The sequence below is a fragment of the Phycicoccus flavus genome, from assembly GCF_004025965.2.
Lineage (GTDB): Bacteria > Actinomycetota > Actinomycetes > Actinomycetales > Dermatophilaceae > Phycicoccus > Phycicoccus flavus.
Genome location: NZ_SAYU02000013.1, coordinates 58,458 through 72,957 on the forward strand (window position 1 = coordinate 58,458; position 14,500 = coordinate 72,957).

At 75.6% G+C, this 14,500-nt stretch carries 14 protein-coding genes and 2 pseudogenes; 7 read left to right on the forward strand and 9 right to left on the reverse strand.

Annotation, left to right across the window (positions count from 1 at the left end; all coding sequences use genetic code 11):
• Positions 1-2: 2 nt before the first annotated feature.
• The 5 genes from EPD83_RS06040 to EPD83_RS06060 are packed head-to-tail and all read right to left on the reverse strand — an operon-like array spanning position 3 to position 4,341.
• A complete protein-coding gene (locus EPD83_RS06040) occupies positions 3-752 on the reverse strand; it encodes a GNAT family N-acetyltransferase (protein WP_128368227.1) in 750 nt (249 codons plus the stop codon).
• Complete coding sequence (locus EPD83_RS06045; RefSeq protein WP_128365621.1) at positions 752-1,249, reverse strand: MogA/MoaB family molybdenum cofactor biosynthesis protein; 498 nt, start codon at positions 1,247-1,249, stop codon at positions 752-754. The genes EPD83_RS06040 and EPD83_RS06045 overlap by 1 nt, the downstream gene beginning before the upstream one ends.
• Complete coding sequence (gene moaC, locus EPD83_RS06050; protein ID WP_268951194.1) at positions 1,246-1,743, reverse strand: cyclic pyranopterin monophosphate synthase MoaC; 498 nt, start codon at positions 1,741-1,743, stop codon at positions 1,246-1,248. The genes EPD83_RS06045 and moaC overlap by 4 nt, the downstream gene beginning before the upstream one ends.
• Complete coding sequence (locus tag EPD83_RS06055) at positions 1,736-2,959, reverse strand: molybdopterin molybdotransferase MoeA (protein WP_128365622.1); 1,224 nt, start codon at positions 2,957-2,959, stop codon at positions 1,736-1,738. The genes moaC and EPD83_RS06055 overlap by 8 nt, the downstream gene beginning before the upstream one ends.
• Positions 2,959-4,341 carry a UTP--glucose-1-phosphate uridylyltransferase gene (locus EPD83_RS06060; RefSeq protein WP_128365623.1) on the reverse strand — a complete coding sequence of 461 codons (1,383 nt, stop codon included), beginning with the start codon at positions 4,339-4,341 and terminating at the stop codon, positions 2,959-2,961. Before EPD83_RS06060 ends, EPD83_RS06055 begins: the two co-directional genes overlap by 1 nt.
• Before the next feature lie 22 nt (positions 4,342-4,363).
• On the opposite strand from EPD83_RS06060, the gene EPD83_RS06065 reads away from it, so the two are divergent.
• A complete protein-coding gene (locus tag EPD83_RS06065) occupies positions 4,364-4,927 on the forward strand; it encodes a 5-formyltetrahydrofolate cyclo-ligase (protein WP_235950367.1) in 564 nt (187 codons plus the stop codon).
• A gap of 15 nt (positions 4,928-4,942) precedes the next feature.
• Here the strand turns inward: EPD83_RS06065 and EPD83_RS06070 are convergent, their stop codons facing one another.
• Positions 4,943-7,597, reverse strand: a complete 2,655-nt coding sequence (locus EPD83_RS06070) for a penicillin acylase family protein (RefSeq protein ID WP_128365625.1) — start codon at positions 7,595-7,597, stop codon at positions 4,943-4,945.
• A gap of 47 nt (positions 7,598-7,644) precedes the next feature.
• Between EPD83_RS06070 and EPD83_RS06075 the strand changes: the two genes are divergently transcribed.
• From EPD83_RS06075 to EPD83_RS20935, 4 genes and pseudogenes are all read left to right on the forward strand, one after another.
• Positions 7,645-9,189, forward strand: coding sequence for a potassium/proton antiporter (locus EPD83_RS06075; protein ID WP_322095771.1), 1,545 nt, complete (start codon positions 7,645-7,647; stop codon positions 9,187-9,189).
• Positions 9,190-9,356: 167 nt separating this feature from the next.
• On the forward strand, positions 9,357-10,256 hold the full coding sequence (locus EPD83_RS06080; protein ID WP_205859428.1) for an ABC transporter ATP-binding protein: 900 nt from the start codon (positions 9,357-9,359) through the stop codon (positions 10,254-10,256).
• Positions 10,253-11,074, forward strand: a complete 822-nt coding sequence (locus EPD83_RS06085; RefSeq protein WP_128365626.1) for an ABC transporter permease — start codon at positions 10,253-10,255, stop codon at positions 11,072-11,074. Before EPD83_RS06080 ends, EPD83_RS06085 begins: the two co-directional genes overlap by 4 nt.
• Positions 11,075-11,217: 143 nt before the next feature.
• Positions 11,218-11,379, forward strand: a pseudogene (locus EPD83_RS20935) (FmdB family zinc ribbon protein); the annotation flags it as partial.
• A 14-nt stretch (positions 11,380-11,393) separates the two neighbouring features.
• Here EPD83_RS20935 and EPD83_RS20940 read toward each other — a convergent pair.
• On the reverse strand, positions 11,394-11,636 hold the full coding sequence (locus tag EPD83_RS20940) for a hypothetical protein (RefSeq protein WP_322095772.1): 243 nt from the start codon (positions 11,634-11,636) through the stop codon (positions 11,394-11,396).
• 51 nt (positions 11,637-11,687) lie between these two features.
• Between EPD83_RS20940 and EPD83_RS06095 the strand changes: the two genes are divergently transcribed.
• Positions 11,688-12,353 (forward strand): SAF domain-containing protein, encoded by a 666-nt coding sequence (locus EPD83_RS06095; RefSeq protein ID WP_128365628.1) that lies wholly within the window; start codon positions 11,688-11,690, stop codon positions 12,351-12,353.
• Between the two features lie 126 nt (positions 12,354-12,479).
• A complete protein-coding gene (gene mscL, locus EPD83_RS06100; RefSeq protein WP_128365629.1) occupies positions 12,480-12,851 on the forward strand; it encodes a large conductance mechanosensitive channel protein MscL in 372 nt (123 codons plus the stop codon).
• 76 nt (positions 12,852-12,927) lie between these two features.
• On the opposite strand, the gene EPD83_RS06105 is transcribed toward mscL, so the two are convergent.
• Both EPD83_RS06105 and EPD83_RS06110 read right to left on the reverse strand, forming a co-directional pair.
• Positions 12,928-13,188 carry a hypothetical protein gene (locus EPD83_RS06105; protein ID WP_128365630.1) on the reverse strand — a complete coding sequence of 87 codons (261 nt, stop codon included), beginning with the start codon at positions 13,186-13,188 and terminating at the stop codon, positions 12,928-12,930.
• A pseudogene (locus tag EPD83_RS06110) lies at positions 13,181-14,500 on the reverse strand (hypothetical protein); the annotation flags it as partial. The pseudogene EPD83_RS06110 and the gene EPD83_RS06105, both read right to left, overlap by 8 nt.

Sequence of the window (14,500 nt, forward strand, 5' to 3'; positions counted from 1 at the left end):
GGCTACGACGGTAGGCGGGGACCCTCTCCTGAGCCCGCACCCGACTCGGTGTGTCGCGCAAGTGACTCGTGTGACGACTGTGCTGAACGGGTCAGACGCGTCAGGCGCTGCATCATCGTCTCCCCGGCGAGGTCCTCGCTGGTCAGCGCGAACGACAGGTGGGTGCGCCACTCCCCGTCGATGTGCAGGTAGTGCGGGCGACGTCCCTCGGACCGGAACCCGAGCTTGCGGACGACGGCGAGGCTCGCGGTGTTCTCGGGCCGGATGTTGATCTCCATCCGGTGGATCCCGACCCGGCCGAAGAGGTGGTCGGCCGCCAGCGCGACCCCGGTGGGGACGACGAGGCGGCCGGCCAGCGAGCGGCTCACCCAGTAGCCGACGTGGCAGGAGCGGAAGGACCCGAAGACGACGGTGCCGACGTTGACCTGGCCGACGATCCGGCCGCCGCTCTCGATGACGAGGGGCAGCGCCCGCCCGGCCGCGGCGTCGTCGTCGTACTGGCCGACGAGGTCCTCGAAGGTGCGTGGCGGGGCGGAGGGGTCGGGGGCGGTGGCGTCCCACGGCTCGAGCCACGCGGCGTTGGCCCGCCGGACGGCCCCGAAGATCGGGCCGTCGGCGTAGGTCAGCGGGCGCAGGCAGATCTCGGTGCCGAGCGGCGTGCGGCCGTGCAGCGTCACCGGCCAGACCCACTCCGGGGGCGGCGAGGGATGGGGGTCGCGGCGCGGCCCGGCTCCGACGAGGCGCCGCCACATCAGTGGTCGCCTCCTCGGACCTGGTCCAGCGCGTGCGGCAGCACGTCACCGAGGACGGCGAGCGCGTCCTTCACCCCGCCGCTGGACCCGGGCAGGTTGACGACGAGCGTGCGCCCGGCCAGGCCCGCGAGCCCCCGCGACAGGATGGCCGTCGGGACGCCCTTCGCGACGCCCGCCGCCCGGATCGCCTCGGCGACGCCCGGGACCTCGCGGTCCAGCAGGGGCCGGGTGGCCTCGGGGGTGCCGTCGGTGGGCGTCAGCCCGGTGCCGCCGGTCGTGAGCACGAGGTCGGGGGCGTCCGCGACCGCCGCCGCGAGCGCCTCGGCGACGGCCGGACCGTCCGGCACGACCACCGGTTCCGCGACCTCGCAGCCCCAGCCGCGCAGCGCGTCGGCGATGAGCGCACCGCCGCGGTCGGGGTAGACACCCTCCGCGGCCCGGGTGGAGCAGGTGACGACGACGGCCCGGCGGCCGGCGAGGGGCGGCCGCTCGCTCACGACCCGTCCTCGCTCCAGTCGCCCGAGCGTCCCCCGGACTTGGCGGTGACCCGCACGTCGGTGATGCGGGCGTGCCGGTCGACGGCCTTGACCATGTCGACCAGCGCGAGGGCCCCGACGGCGACCGCGGTCAGGGCCTCCATCTCGATGCCGGTGCGGTCGGCGGTGCGCACGGCGGCGCGCAGGTCGACCCCGGCGTCGACGACCTCGAGGTCGACCTCGACGGCGTGGACGGCGACGGGGTGCGCCAGCGGCACGAGCTCGGGCGTGCGCTTCACGGCCTGGATGCCGGCGATCCGTGCCACCGCGAGCGCGTCACCCTTGGGGACCGTCCCGTCCCGCAGCGCCGCCACGGCGCCGGCCGACAGGAGCACCCGCCCACGGGCCTCGGCCCGGCGGACCGTGACGTCCTTGCCGGAGACGTCGACCATGTGCGCGGTGCCGTCCGCACGGACGTGGGTGAGCCCCCCGGAGGGAGGCGATGGGTCAGCCACGCCCTCGATGATGCCCCAGGATCGGCAGGCAGCGGAGTCTCGTGCCCGGCTCGACCCGCTCGACGCCGACCGGGACCAGCGCGAACGCGGTGGCCTCGGCGAGCGCGCCGAGCACGTGCGAGCCCTGGCCGCCGGAGGGGCGCACCACGCCGTCCTCCTCGACGACCCGGGTGAGCTCGACCTTCTCGCGCGGGCTGGACCAGGAGGCGCCGGCCTCGGCCTCGAACGAGCCGTCGTCGTCGGGGTCGAGGCCGGACATGGCGCGCAGGGCGGGCAGCACGAAGACGTGGAACGAGGCGAATGAGCTGACCGGGTTGCCCGGCAGGGTGACGACCGCCGGGCCGGACCCGCCGCCGACGACCCCGCAGCCCTGCGGCATCCCCGGCCGCATCGCGACCTTGACGAACTCGACGCCGCCGACCTCGGTGAGGACCTCCTTGACCGTGTCGTAGACGCCCATCGACACCCCGCCACTCGTGATGACGAGGTCGGGGTCGCCGTCGGGGGCGGCGAGGAAGGCGCGGACGGCGTCGGCGTCGTCGCGCAGGTGCACGCCGGCGGCCACCTCGGCCCCGGCGGCCTCGACGAGCGCGCGGAGCATGAGGTGGTTGGAGTCGACGATCCGGCCGTGCTCGAGCATGGACCCGACCGGCACGAGCTCGTCGCCGGTGGAGACGACGGTGACCCGCGGCCGGCGGTGCACGGTCACCTCGGGCACGTTGGCGGCGGCGGCCAGGGCGACGTGCCCCGGGCCCAGGGCCGTGCCGGCGCGCAGGACGACGTCGCCGGTGCGCACGTCCTCCCCGCGGGCGCGCACGTAGCGCCCGGGCGCGGGCTCGACCCGCACGAGGACGGACTCGGCGCCGCCGTCGGTGTGCTCCACCGGGACGACGGCGTCGCAGCCCTCCGGCAGCGGCGCCCCGGTCATGATCCGCAGCGCGTGCCCGGGCGCGAGGACGTGCCGGGTCGTGTCCCCCGCCGCGATGTCGCCGTCGACCGGCAGGCGGACGGGTGCGTCCTCGGTGGCGCCGGCCAGGTCGGCGTGGCGCACCGCATACCCGTCCATCGCGGTGTTGTCGAAGCCGGGCAGGTCGACGACGGCGGTGACGTCGGTGGCGAGGACCCGGCCGAGGGCGGACCCGACGGGGACGGTCTCGCGCGGGGTCGGGCCGACGAGGGCGAGGACGGCGTCCCGATGCTCGGCGACGCTGCGCATCAGACGTCACCGCCGAGCCGCGCGCCGTCCGGGACGGCGCCGACGTCCGGGCCGACGACGACGTCCCCGACGCAGACGACCCCCGCGCCGAAGCTCGTGTCGCCCTCGACCCGCAGGCTCGTGCACTCCCGCATCGAGGGGACGCCGTGGGCGAAGCGCTCCTCGAACCCGTCGACGAGCCGGTAGGGCGAGGACAGGTCGACGAACGGCTCCTCCCGGTCGGTGACGGCCTCGACGTGGCCGTCGCCGGCGAGCCGGTAGAGGTCGCTGCGCACCAGCAGCAGCTCGTTGGTCGTCTTCACCGGGTGGAAGCGGGAGCGGTCGACCTCCACGGCGCGGGCGCCCTCGAAGGTCTCGATCGCCGCCCCCATCGCCGACTCGACCTGGATGACCGGCGTCGACGCCGGGTCGGTGGGGTCGACGGTCTTGCGGTTGACGATGATCGGCAGCCCGAGGACGCCGTCGCTCTCGGCCAGCCGGGCGGTCAGCGCGTCGATGTCGACCCAGAGGTTGTTCGTGTGGAAGTACGGGTGGCGCTCGACGTCCTGGAAGGCGTCCTCCTCCCCCGGCTCGACCATGGCGCTGTCGCGCAGCACGAGCCGGCCGTCCGACCGCCGGAGCACGAGGTGCCCGCCCTTGCGGTCGTTCGCCGTGCGGCGGCACACCTCGGCGAGGTAGGGCACGCCCTCGGCGGCCATCCAGGCCGGGATGACGCCGTCGCACGTCGCGCCGAGGTTGTCGGCGTTGGAGAGGAAGAGGTAGCGGAAGCCCCGCTCGCGCAGCGTCCCCAGCACGCCGGAGGTCTGGAGCGCGACGTAGACGTCGCCGTGGCCGGGCGGGCACCACTCGAGCTCGGGGTCCTGCGGCCAGCGCACCGGCGTGAGGTCGTCGGCCCGCAGCTTGGGCTCCTTGCTCTGGAGGAAGTCCAGCGGCAGGCCGTCGACCTCGAGGCCGGGGTGCGCGCGCAGGATCTCCAAGGAGCGCTCGCTGGTGCGGAAGGAGTCCATGAGCAGCAGCGGCACGGTGACGCCGTGGCGCTCGCGCAACGCGAGCACCTGGCGGGCGATGACGTCGAGGAAGGTCAGCCCGTCGCGCACCTCGAGCGCCGACTTGGGACCGGAGACCCCCATGCTCGTCCCGAGCCCGCCGTTGAGCTTGACGACGACCGTGCGGGCCAGGGCCTCACGGACGGCGTCCTCGCCGGGGTGGACGTCGCCGAGCGCCCGGACCTCGGTGAGCGGCTCGACGGTGGCCTCGGGGATGGTGCCGGTGACGTCGTCCTCGAGCTGGCGGTGGAAGCGCTCGAAGACCCGGACCGCGAGGTCGTCGACCCCGGCCTCTCGCATGGTCGCCGTCGCCGCGCGCAGCGCCTCGCTGGTCATGGCGTCACCCTACGATGCACCGGTGACCGACTCCGCGAAGCGTGGCGTCCGCTCGGGGCTGCGCGCCCGGCGGCGCGGGCTCGCCGCCGCGCGGGACCTCGGGCCGGACGGCGCCGACGCACGGGCCCTCGCGACCCGCGCCCTGGCGCTCGTCGACGGGCTCGACCTCACGCGCCCCGCCGTCGTCCTGTCCTACGCGTCGGTCCCCGGCGAGCCGCCGACGACGGCGCTCAACGCGGCCCTCGTCGCCGCCGGCCACCGGGTGCTCGTCCCCATCACGCTCCCGGGCCTCGACCTCGACTGGCACGACGTCACCGCCGGTCCGGACCGGCCGCTCGGGCGCGACGCCCCGGGCCTGGCCGACCTCGTCCTCGCGCCCGGGCTGGCGGCCGACGGGCGCGGGACGCGGCTCGGCCAGGGCGGCGGCTGCTACGACCGGGCCCTGCCGCGGCGGCGGCCGGGCACGCCGGTCGTCCTCGTCCTGCACCCCGGCGAGCTCGACACCGGCGCCACCCTGCCGCGCGAGGAGCACGACGAGCCGGTGGACGCCGTCCTCACCGCCGACGGGGTCGTCCGGCTCCGTTGACGCGGCCGCCTGCGGTCAGGAGCCGTCGGCGTCGGGACGGAGGGTGAGCACGTCGGGGTCGGTGGCCTGCACGGCCTCGAGCGAGAAGGGCCAGGGTCGCTGCCGGCCCGCCACCCAGTCGGCGACCTGGTCGGCGTAGTGGTCGTCGGACACGTGCCCGCTGACGCCGGTCTGGTTGATCCACGTCGAGGCGTCGAGGTCGGCGAGGTCGACGACCATCCGCATCGACGGCCCCCAGTTCACCTCGTAGCCCTCGCTGGCGTCCCAGCCGTTGGCGTTGACGATGGCCGAGCCGCCGGGCATGTCGTAGGGGCCCTCGTTGAAGAGCCAGCGCACCGGCGCCGGGACGGTCTCGCCGCCGAGCACCGGGTGCTCCAGCGTGACCCGGTGCAGCCGGCCCCAGTCCCAGCCCTCGGGGTCCTTGCCGAGCTCGCGGGTCAGCTCGAGGCGCGCCTGGACGAGGGCCTGGCGCAGGATCTCGTCCTTGCCCTCGGTGACGTTGGGGGTGAGCTTGTTGTCCCACCAGGCGCTCTCGGGGTCCGAGAGCAGGGCGCGGACCGCGGCCCGCCAGCGCGCCCCGCCGTCGGCCTTGAGGCCGGTCGGCAGCTCGTCGTCGAAGAGGAGCTCGCAGAGGTTGCGCCACACGGCGTTGTAGTAGGCGGCCGTCGCCGAGGCGTTGGAGTCGGACGCCGGTGTCGTCCGGTCCCAGCCGCGCAGCAGCTCGCGGGACTGCTCGGTGAAGTCCAGGAGGTCCTGCTGCTCGGGCTCGGACTCCGGCGCCTCGAGGGGCACGGCGAGCAGGGCGGGCACGAGGGTCTGGGCGAACAGGTCCTCGTCGTCCATCTGGATCGAGCGCATGTCGTCCGGCGAGACCTTGGAGAGCGCGCCGAGCCGCTGGCCGATCCGGGTCGAGCGCCAGCCGTCGTCCCACTCGGTGGTGAGGAACGGACCCGGGCCGGCGGTGACCTGCTGGTTCGCGGCGACGATCTGGCCGTCCTGCGGGTCCAGCGTCCACGGCAGGTCGGCGAAGTCGACGAACCCGGTCCAGTCGTAGGTCGGGTCCCAGCCGGGCGCGGGCCAGTACCCGGGCGGCGCCTTGGGGATGGCCGCCCGGCGCACCGGGATCTGGCCGGGGGCCTGGTAGCCGATGTGGCCGGCCCGGTCGGCGTAGACGAGGTTCTGGGCGGGCACCGCGAAGGAGCGCGCGGCGGCGCGGAACTCCTCGAAGGTGCGGGCGGTGTCCAGCTGGAGGATCGCGTCGGCGGTCTTGCCCGGCAGCAGCCCGGTCCACGCCATCGAGACGGCGTAGTCCTCGCTCTGGTCGCCCTCGTCGGCGGTCGGGGCGCGGACCCCCGCGTCGTGGGCGGCCTGGACGACGTCGGACATCACCGGGCCGTGCTCGGTGGCGCGGGTCGTGATCGTCTGGTCGGCGCCGCCCGCGACCTTGATCGTCTCCTCCCGGACCTGCAGGGGCACCCAGTCGCCGGCCCGCAGGTAGGTGTCGCCGACGATCCGCTCGAGGTAGAAGTCCGAGACGTCCGGCCCGAGGTTGGTGAAGCCCCAGGCGATGTCGGCGTTGTGGCCGATGATGACGCCGGGCACGCCGGCGAAGGAGAAGCCCGAGACGTCGAGCGGGCACTCGCTGCCCACCTGCCGGCAGCTGAGGCTGTTCTGGATCCAGATGCCCGGCTGGCCGACGCCGAGGTGCGGGTCGTTGGCCAGCAGCGGCTGCCCGGTGCTCGTGCGGCTGCCCGAGACGACCCAGGAGTTGGAGCCGACACCCTCGCCGCGACCGAGCAGGTGCGGCACGGCGTCCAGCGCGGTCCGCACGTCGGCGTAGGCCTGCTGCGCCCCGGGGGTCGTCGTCGCGCGGACGACCTTCGCCGCGAGCGCCGAGGCCTGCGGCGGTCCGGAGGTCAGCGCCTCGGGGACAGCCGCGCCGGAGCGCCGGCTGCGCGGGCTCCACTCGTCCTCGGACAGGATCGGCGGGTGCGCGTCGGAGCGGTAGGCGGGGTAGATCTGGTCGATCTGCCGGGGGCTCAGGCGGCCGGTGAGCTGCGCGCGGGCGAGCTCGTCGGTGTAGTCGCCGCGCAGGTCCCAGGCCATGGCCTTGAGCCAGGCGAGGGAGTCGACCGGGGTCCACTCCTCGATGTCGGGGACCGGGTGGCTCAGGCCGAGGACGCTGTACTCCAGCGACACCTCCCCGGGGCTGCGGCCGCGCAGGTAGCGGTTGACGCCGTCGGCGTAGGCCTGGAGGACCTGCCGGGTGCCGGGCTCGAGGGTCGGCAGCTCCTGCTCGGCGACGCGGCGCCAGCCCATCGTCCGGACCACCTTGTCGGTCTCGACGCCGGCGGACCCGACGAGCTCGGCGAGCCGCCCGGCGGTGACGTGCCGCCGCAGGTCCATCTCGAAGAAGCGCTCCTGGGCGTGGACGTAGCCCTGGGCCCGGGCGATGTCGGTGACGCTGTCGCCGTAGATGTGCGGCACGCCGCTGTCGTCGCGCAGGACGGTGACCGCGGCGCCGAGCCCGGGGAGGGTGGCCTCGCCGGAGCGGTCGGGCAGCGAGTCGCGCACCGCGGACACGACGATCCCGGACAGGACGAGCGCGGCGACGACGACGAGAGCGAGGAGTCCCAGGGCGAAGCGGCGGGCAACGACGAGGCGACTCACCCTGCGAGACTAGGACACCACGCGACGACGACACGAGGACGGTCCTGGTGACACACCTGTGGGCGCTGCCGACCGCCGGGGCGGCCCCGCCCGACGCGTTCACCCTGCAGGACCTGTCCGCCGCGCTGCTCATCGGGAGCCTCGTCCTCGTCGTCGCGGTGGCGGCGGTGCGGGTCTCGCTGCGCTCCGGGCTGCCCTCGCTCCTGGTGTACCTCGCCATCGGCCTGGCCCTCGGCGAGAGCGGCCTCGGCATCCGCTACGACTCCCAGGAGCTCACCCAGGTCCTCGGCTACGCGGCCCTCGTCCTCATCCTCATCGAGGGCGGGGTGACGACCCAGTGGTCGGGCATCAAGCGCTCGGTGGGGCCCGCGGCCGTGCTCGCGACGGTCGGCGTGGCGGTGAGCGTCCTCGTCGTCGGCGTCGTCGCCCACGTCGTGCTCGGCTGGTCGTGGGAGATCTCCTTCCTCATCGGCGCCGTCGTCGCCTCGACCGACGCCGCCGCCGTGTTCTCGGTGCTGCGCAGGGTCCCGCTGCCCCGGCGTATCTCCGGGATGCTCGAGGCGGAGTCGGGGTTCAACGACGCCCCGGTCGTGCTGCTCGTCACCGCCCTGGCGGCGCAGATCGCGCCGGGCGGGGAGCCCGAGCCGTGGTGGCACCTGCTGCTCGTCGCCGGGCTGGAGCTGGCCGGCGGGACGGTCGTCGGGCTGGTCGTCGGCTGGCTGGGGGCGCGCCTCATGCGGGTCGTCGCGACGTCGTCGTCGGCGCTGTTCGCCATCGGGGTGCTCGCCGTCGCCGTCCTCGCCTACGCCGCCGCCGACACGGTGCACACGTCGGGGTTCATCGCCTGCTACCTCGCCGCGCTCGTGCTGGGGAACGTGCACCTGCCGCACCGGCCGTCGGTCGTCGGGTTCGCGACCGCGATCGGGTGGCTGGCGCAGATCGGGCTCTTCGTGCTGCTCGGGCTGCTCGCGTCGCCATCGGGGTTCGCGCAGCAGGCGCTGCCGGCGCTCGTCGTCGGGGCGGCCGTGCTGCTGCTGGCCCGCCCGCTGTCGGTCGTCGTGTCGTGCACGCCGTTCCGGATGTCGTGGCGCACCCAGGCCTTCCTGTCCTGGGCCGGGCTGCGGGGGGCGGTCCCGGTCGTGCTCGCCACCGTGCCGGTGACGGCGGGCACGCCGGGCGTGGAGTGGATGTTCGACCTCGTCTTCGTCCTCGTCGTCGTCTTCACCCTCATCCAGGCGCCGACCCTGCCCTTCGTCGCCCGCCGGCTGCACGTCGACGCCTCGCACCACCGGGTCGACCTCGCCGTCGAGGCGACACCGCTCACCGACCTCGGGGCCGAGCTGCTCGAGATCGACGTCGGGCCCGACTCCCGGATCGGCGGCGTGCGCGTCTTCGAGCTGCGCCTGCCGCGCGGGGCCAACGTCGCGCTCGTCGTCCGCGACGGCGGCTCCTTCGTCCCGCGCGACAGCGACGTGCTGCGCCACGGCGACCAGCTGCTCGTCGTCACGCCCGCGGCGGTCCGGGAGGAGGCCGAGCGGCGCCTCTACCTCGTCTCGCGCGGCGGGCGGCTCGCGGAGTGGTCCGACGGCTGAGCAGCCGTCGGCAGGGCTGCCGGTCGGGGCGGCACCGCGCGTCTCCGGCCGAGCGCCCACGCGGGTCCGGCGCCCCGCGACCCCGAGACGACCCCTACACCCCTCAGGGTCGGGTCAGGTCCCTCCCTCATGGCGGGCCCCACCGCCCCGCCGCCACGCTGGGCGACATGATCTCCGTCGACCACGTCACGAAGCGCTACGGCGCGTTCACCGCTCTCGATGACGTCTCCTTCGAGGCGCGTCCCGGCCGGGTCACCGGCTTCCTCGGCCCCAACGGCGCCGGCAAGACCACCGCGATGCGCGTCGTCGCGGGGCTCACCCCGGCCACGACGGGACGGGCCACCGTCCTCGGCCGCCCCTACGCGACGCTGCCGAACCCGGGCCGGCACGTCGGCCTCCTCCTCGACGCCTCGGCCCAGCACGCCGGCCGCACCGGCCGCGAGGTGCTGACCCTGGGCGCCATCCTCACCGGCGTCGACCGCCGCCGCGTCGACGACACCCTCGAGCTCGTCGGGCTCACCTCGAAGGAGGCGAACCGGCGCATCCGCAACTACTCCCTCGGGATGCGCCAGCGGCTCGGCATCGCCCACGCGCTGCTCGCCGACCCCGAGGTCCTCGTCCTCGACGAGCCCGCCAACGGCCTGGACCCCGCCGGGATCCGCTGGATGCGGAGCCTGCTGCGGGGGTTCGCCGAGCGCGGTGGCACCGTCCTGCTCAGCTCGCACCTGCTCGGCGAGATCGAGCGGATCGCCGACGACATCGTCGTCATCGGCGGGGGCCGCATCGTCGCCTCCGGAACGACCGCCGAGCTGCTGGCGGGCTCCGGCACGGTCGTCCGCTCCACCGACGACGCGCGCCTGGCCCGAGCGCTGGCGGACCGGGCGGTGGCCGTGACCAAGGTCGAGGCCGGCGGCCTGCTCGCCGACACCGACCCCGCGACCGTCGGGCAGGCCGCCCTCCACGCCGGTGTCGCCCTCCTCGAGCTGCGGGGCGGCGACGAGCGGGGCCTGGAGGAGATGTTCTTCGAGCTCACCGCCTCGTCGGCGCGCGAGGGGGCGATGGCGTGAGCACCACGACGACGGCCCCGGCCGCCCCCACCGACGCCGCGGCCCCCCGGCTGCCCGCACCCATCGCCGGTGGCCGCCCGACCACCGGCATCCCCTTCACCCGGCTCGTCGCCGTCGAGCTGCGCAAGATGCTCGACACCCGCGCCGGGCGCTGGCTGCTCATCGCGATCGGCGTCGTCATCGCCGGCGCCCTCACCGTCCTGTTCGTCCGCGGCGGCGGGGACCACCCGTTCGGGGACTACCTCCAGGCCACGACGATGCCGATGGCCATCCTCCTGCCCATCGTCGGCATCCTCGCGGTCACCGCCGAGTGGTCGCAGCGCACCGCCCTCGTCACCTTCACCCTGGAGGCCCGCCGCGCGAGGGTCACCTGGGCCAAGGTGCTCGCCTCGCTCGTCGTCGGCGTCGTGGCCGTCGCGTTCTCCTTCGCCCTGGGCGCGCTGGCGCACGCCGCCGCCGTCGGGCTGCGCGGCGCCACCGGGGACTGGGACCTCGCCGGCACGGTCTGGCTCGGGGCCGCGGGCTACGTGCTGCTCGGCCTGCTCCAGGGGCTCGGGTTCGCGATGCTCCTGCGCAACACGCCGGCCGCCGTCGTCGCGTACTTCGTCCTGCCGACCGCGTGGTCGATCCTCGGATCACTGGTGACCCAGGTCGAGACCGCCGCCCGCTGGCTGGACCTGAACCGGACCATGGAGCCGCTGTTCACGGGGTCGCTGACCGGCGAGCAGTGGGCCCAGCTCGGGACGTCGGTCGGGGTCTGGGTGGTGCTGCCGCTCACCGCCGGGATGTGGTGGATCACCCGCGCCGAGGTGAAGTAGCAGGGGCCGGCACGACGCGGCCGCGGGACCCGGGACCCCGGGGAACGCGGCCGTCGTCGGTGTCCGGACGGTCGCCTATCCTGGACGACGACCGCGCCGCCGCACGTCCCGTCCGCACCGGAACCGGGACCGGCGGCGCCCCGATGCCGTCCGAGGAGGACCCCGTGCCGACGTACGCCTACGCGTGCACCGAGTGCGACCACCGTTTCGAGGTCGTCCAGTCGTTCAGCGACGACTCGCTCACCGTCTGCCCCGTGTGCGGCGGCCGGCTGCGCAAGCTCTTCAACGCCGTCGGCATCGTCTTCAAGGGTGGCGGCTTCTACCGCACCGACTCGCGCGCCGGGTCCGGCAGCGGCTCCTCGTCCGGCGAGTCCTCGGGGTCGACGGACTCGGGCTCGAAGGACTCGGGCTCGAAGGACTCGGGCTCGAAGGACTCCGGCTCCTCGTCGGGCTCGAGCGGGTCGTCCGTGGGCTCCTCGTCGGGGTCGTCCGGCTCGTCCTCGTCGTCCGGCTCCTCGACCGCCTCGTCCACAGGGGCCTCGTCGGGCTCGTCGTCGTCCACAACCTCCTCCTGACCCGCCCCGGCGGGGGCGCCGCGACCTAGCGTCGGCGCATGCCCCCGCTGCCCCGCCCCTTCCCCGGAGTCACCGGTCCCGGCCGGCGGGCGCGATGGCGGCGGTCGGTGCTGCGGCGGATGCTCGCCGCGGCGTGCGCGGCCGGTGCGGTGCTCGTCGGTCTCCACGAGGTCCGCCCGCCCCCTGCCCCGACGGCGACGGTCGTCGTGGCCGCCCGCGCCGTCCCGGCCGGTGCCGTGCTGGGACCCGCGGACCTCGCCGTCACCACGGTCCCGGCCGGGTCCCGGCAGCCCGGAGGCGCCCGCCGGCCGGCGGACGTCCTCGGACGACGGGTCGGCTCCGGTCTCGCGGTCGGTGAGGCGCTGACGGCGACGCGCCTCGTCCCCCGCGGCCCGGCGGACGGGCTCCGGCCCGGCCGGGTGGCCCTGCACGTCCTCCTCGCCGACCCGGCGGCCGCCGGCCTGCTCGACGCCGGCCGGCTCGTCGCCGTCTACCCGGCAGCGGGCGGACCGGCCCTGGCGGAGGGGGCGCGGGTGCTGGCCGTGGACGTCGACGTGGGAGAGGACCCGACCGTCGACGTCGGGGTTCCGCCCGCCCGCGGGCTCGTCCTGGAGCTGCCGGGCGAGTCGGCGCAGGCGGTGCTGTCCGGGCACGGCGGCCTCGAGGGCCCGCCCGTCGTCAACGTCGCCGCCCTGCCGTCGTGACCGGGCGGCCGGCCCGCGCTCCGCCGCGCCGACCGAGGGGCGGGACGTCGCCGTCCCGGCGCGACGCCGGGGCCGCGGAGTCCTACTCTGCCTACCGTCCGCACATCGCGTCGAAAGGAACCACCCATGCAGGGGTTCAAGAACTTCATCATGCGGGGCAACCTCGTCGAGCTCGCCGTCGCGTTCATCATCGGTGCCGCGTTCGCGACGGTCGTCACCGCGTTCACCAAGGTCATCGTCGAGGCTCTGGCCAAGCTGGGCGGTGCGCCGAAGTTCGACGACTGGCAGCCCGGTGGCTTCCAGAGCATCGGCCCGTTCCTCACCGCGCTCGTGGCGTTCCTCATCCTCGCGTTCGTCGTGTACTTCTTCATCGTCAAGCCCTACGAACGCGCCAAGGAGCGGTTCTTCCCGGACGAGCCCGCCGCCGAGACCGTCGACCCGAACACCGAGCTCCTCAAGGAGATCCGCGACGAGCTGCGCGCCGGCCGGGGGGTCTGAGCCCCGCCGCACCACGTGGTCCCGGGCCCCTCAGCCGTCATCCGCGGCCGAGGTGCCTGCGACCGACCGGCGGACGTCACTCCCAGTGCGGCGGGCGCTGCTCGCGCAGCCAGCGGTCGTGCGGGGAGTGGCCGGGGCCGGGGTCCTCGCGGGGGGTGGCGAGGTCCGGGGCGTCGTCGGTCCCGGGGTTGGTCGCGGGTCGGACGGCGCGCCGGGCACGCCGCCGGCTCGACCGCGCGCCGGGCGCGTCCGAGCCCGTCGAGCCCGACGACCCCGATGCCGGCGACGACGTCTCGGGCCCGTCGTCACCGGGGTCGCCGGCCGGCCGGTCAGTCACCGTCGCCGGGCGCCTGGCGCACGCCGACCGCCTCGAGGACCCGGGAGACGTCACGGGCGGGGTCGCGGAACACGTCCGTCGACCAGACCCGCAGGTGGCGCCACCCGCGCGTGGCCAGCATCTCCGGCCGCAGCCGGTCCCGGTCACGGACGGTGCCGACCGCGGCGTAGGCCGGCCCGTCGGCCTCGACGGCCAGCAGCATCCGCCCGGGGGTCGTCGGGTCCTCGACGGCGAGGTCCACCGGCGAAGACGAGGTGCCGACCCGTTCGTGCACGGTGAGCCCGTGGGCCCGCAACCTCCGGGCCAGGTCGGCGAGCACGACCGACCCACCCGCCGCGGTCGCGCCGCCGGACGTCGCAGGGGCGGTCGGCAGGACCTCGTCCGGCTCGTCGGCGACGGGCGAGCCGGCCGGCGCGCTGTCGTCGGCCAGGGCCGTCCCGTCCGTCGTGGCGGTCTCGTCCGGCGCCTCGTCACTCGTCGCGTCGTCGGCCGTCGCCGTCCCGTCGGTCACCGTCCCGTCGGTCGTCGCGGCCGCGTCCGTCACCCCGCTGGTCTCGTCCTCGTCGGTCACCGCGGCGTCGTCCGGTGCCCCGTCGGTCACCGGGTCGTCCGGCGTCGGCGCGTCCGCCGTCGTCCCGCCCGCGGGCACCGTGACGTCCGGGCGGACCCGGGCCGGCGGGGCGCCCTCGGCCTCGGCGTGCGCGAGCAGGCGGCGCAGGAGCCGGGCCCCGGGCGTCCGCAGGCGCTCCGGGTCCAGGTCGTCGGAGGAGATGGACGTGACGACGGTGAGCCCGCGGCGGGCACGGGTCAGGGCGACGGCGAGACGGCGGTGGCCGGCGTCGGTGCCGATCGGGCCGAAGCGGTGCAGGACCCGGCCGTGGGGGGTGCGGCCGAAGCCGACGGTGACGATGACGTCGTCCCAGGCCTGGCCCTGGACGGTGGCGGGCTCGCGGACGGCGAAGGGCTCGGGTCGGGTCTCGTTGAAGAAGGCGAGCTCGTGCGGCCCGAGCCGCGACAGTGCGCCGCGCAGGGCCTCCTCGACCCGCCGGCGGTGCCCGGGTGAGAGCGCGAGCACGACGAGCGAGCGGTCCGGGCGGGAGCGGGCGTGCTCGAGGACGAGCCCGACGACCCGGTCGACCTCGGCGTCGGTGGACTCGACCGCACCCTGGCCCGCGGGCGCGATGCCGACGCCGTCGACGGGGACGTGCCGCACCACCGGGTCCCGGCCGGCGCCGGGGAAGGTGACGACCCGGCCGTCGTACAGCTCGTCCCGGACGAAGGAGACGAGCCGCTCGTCGAGGGCCCGGTAGTG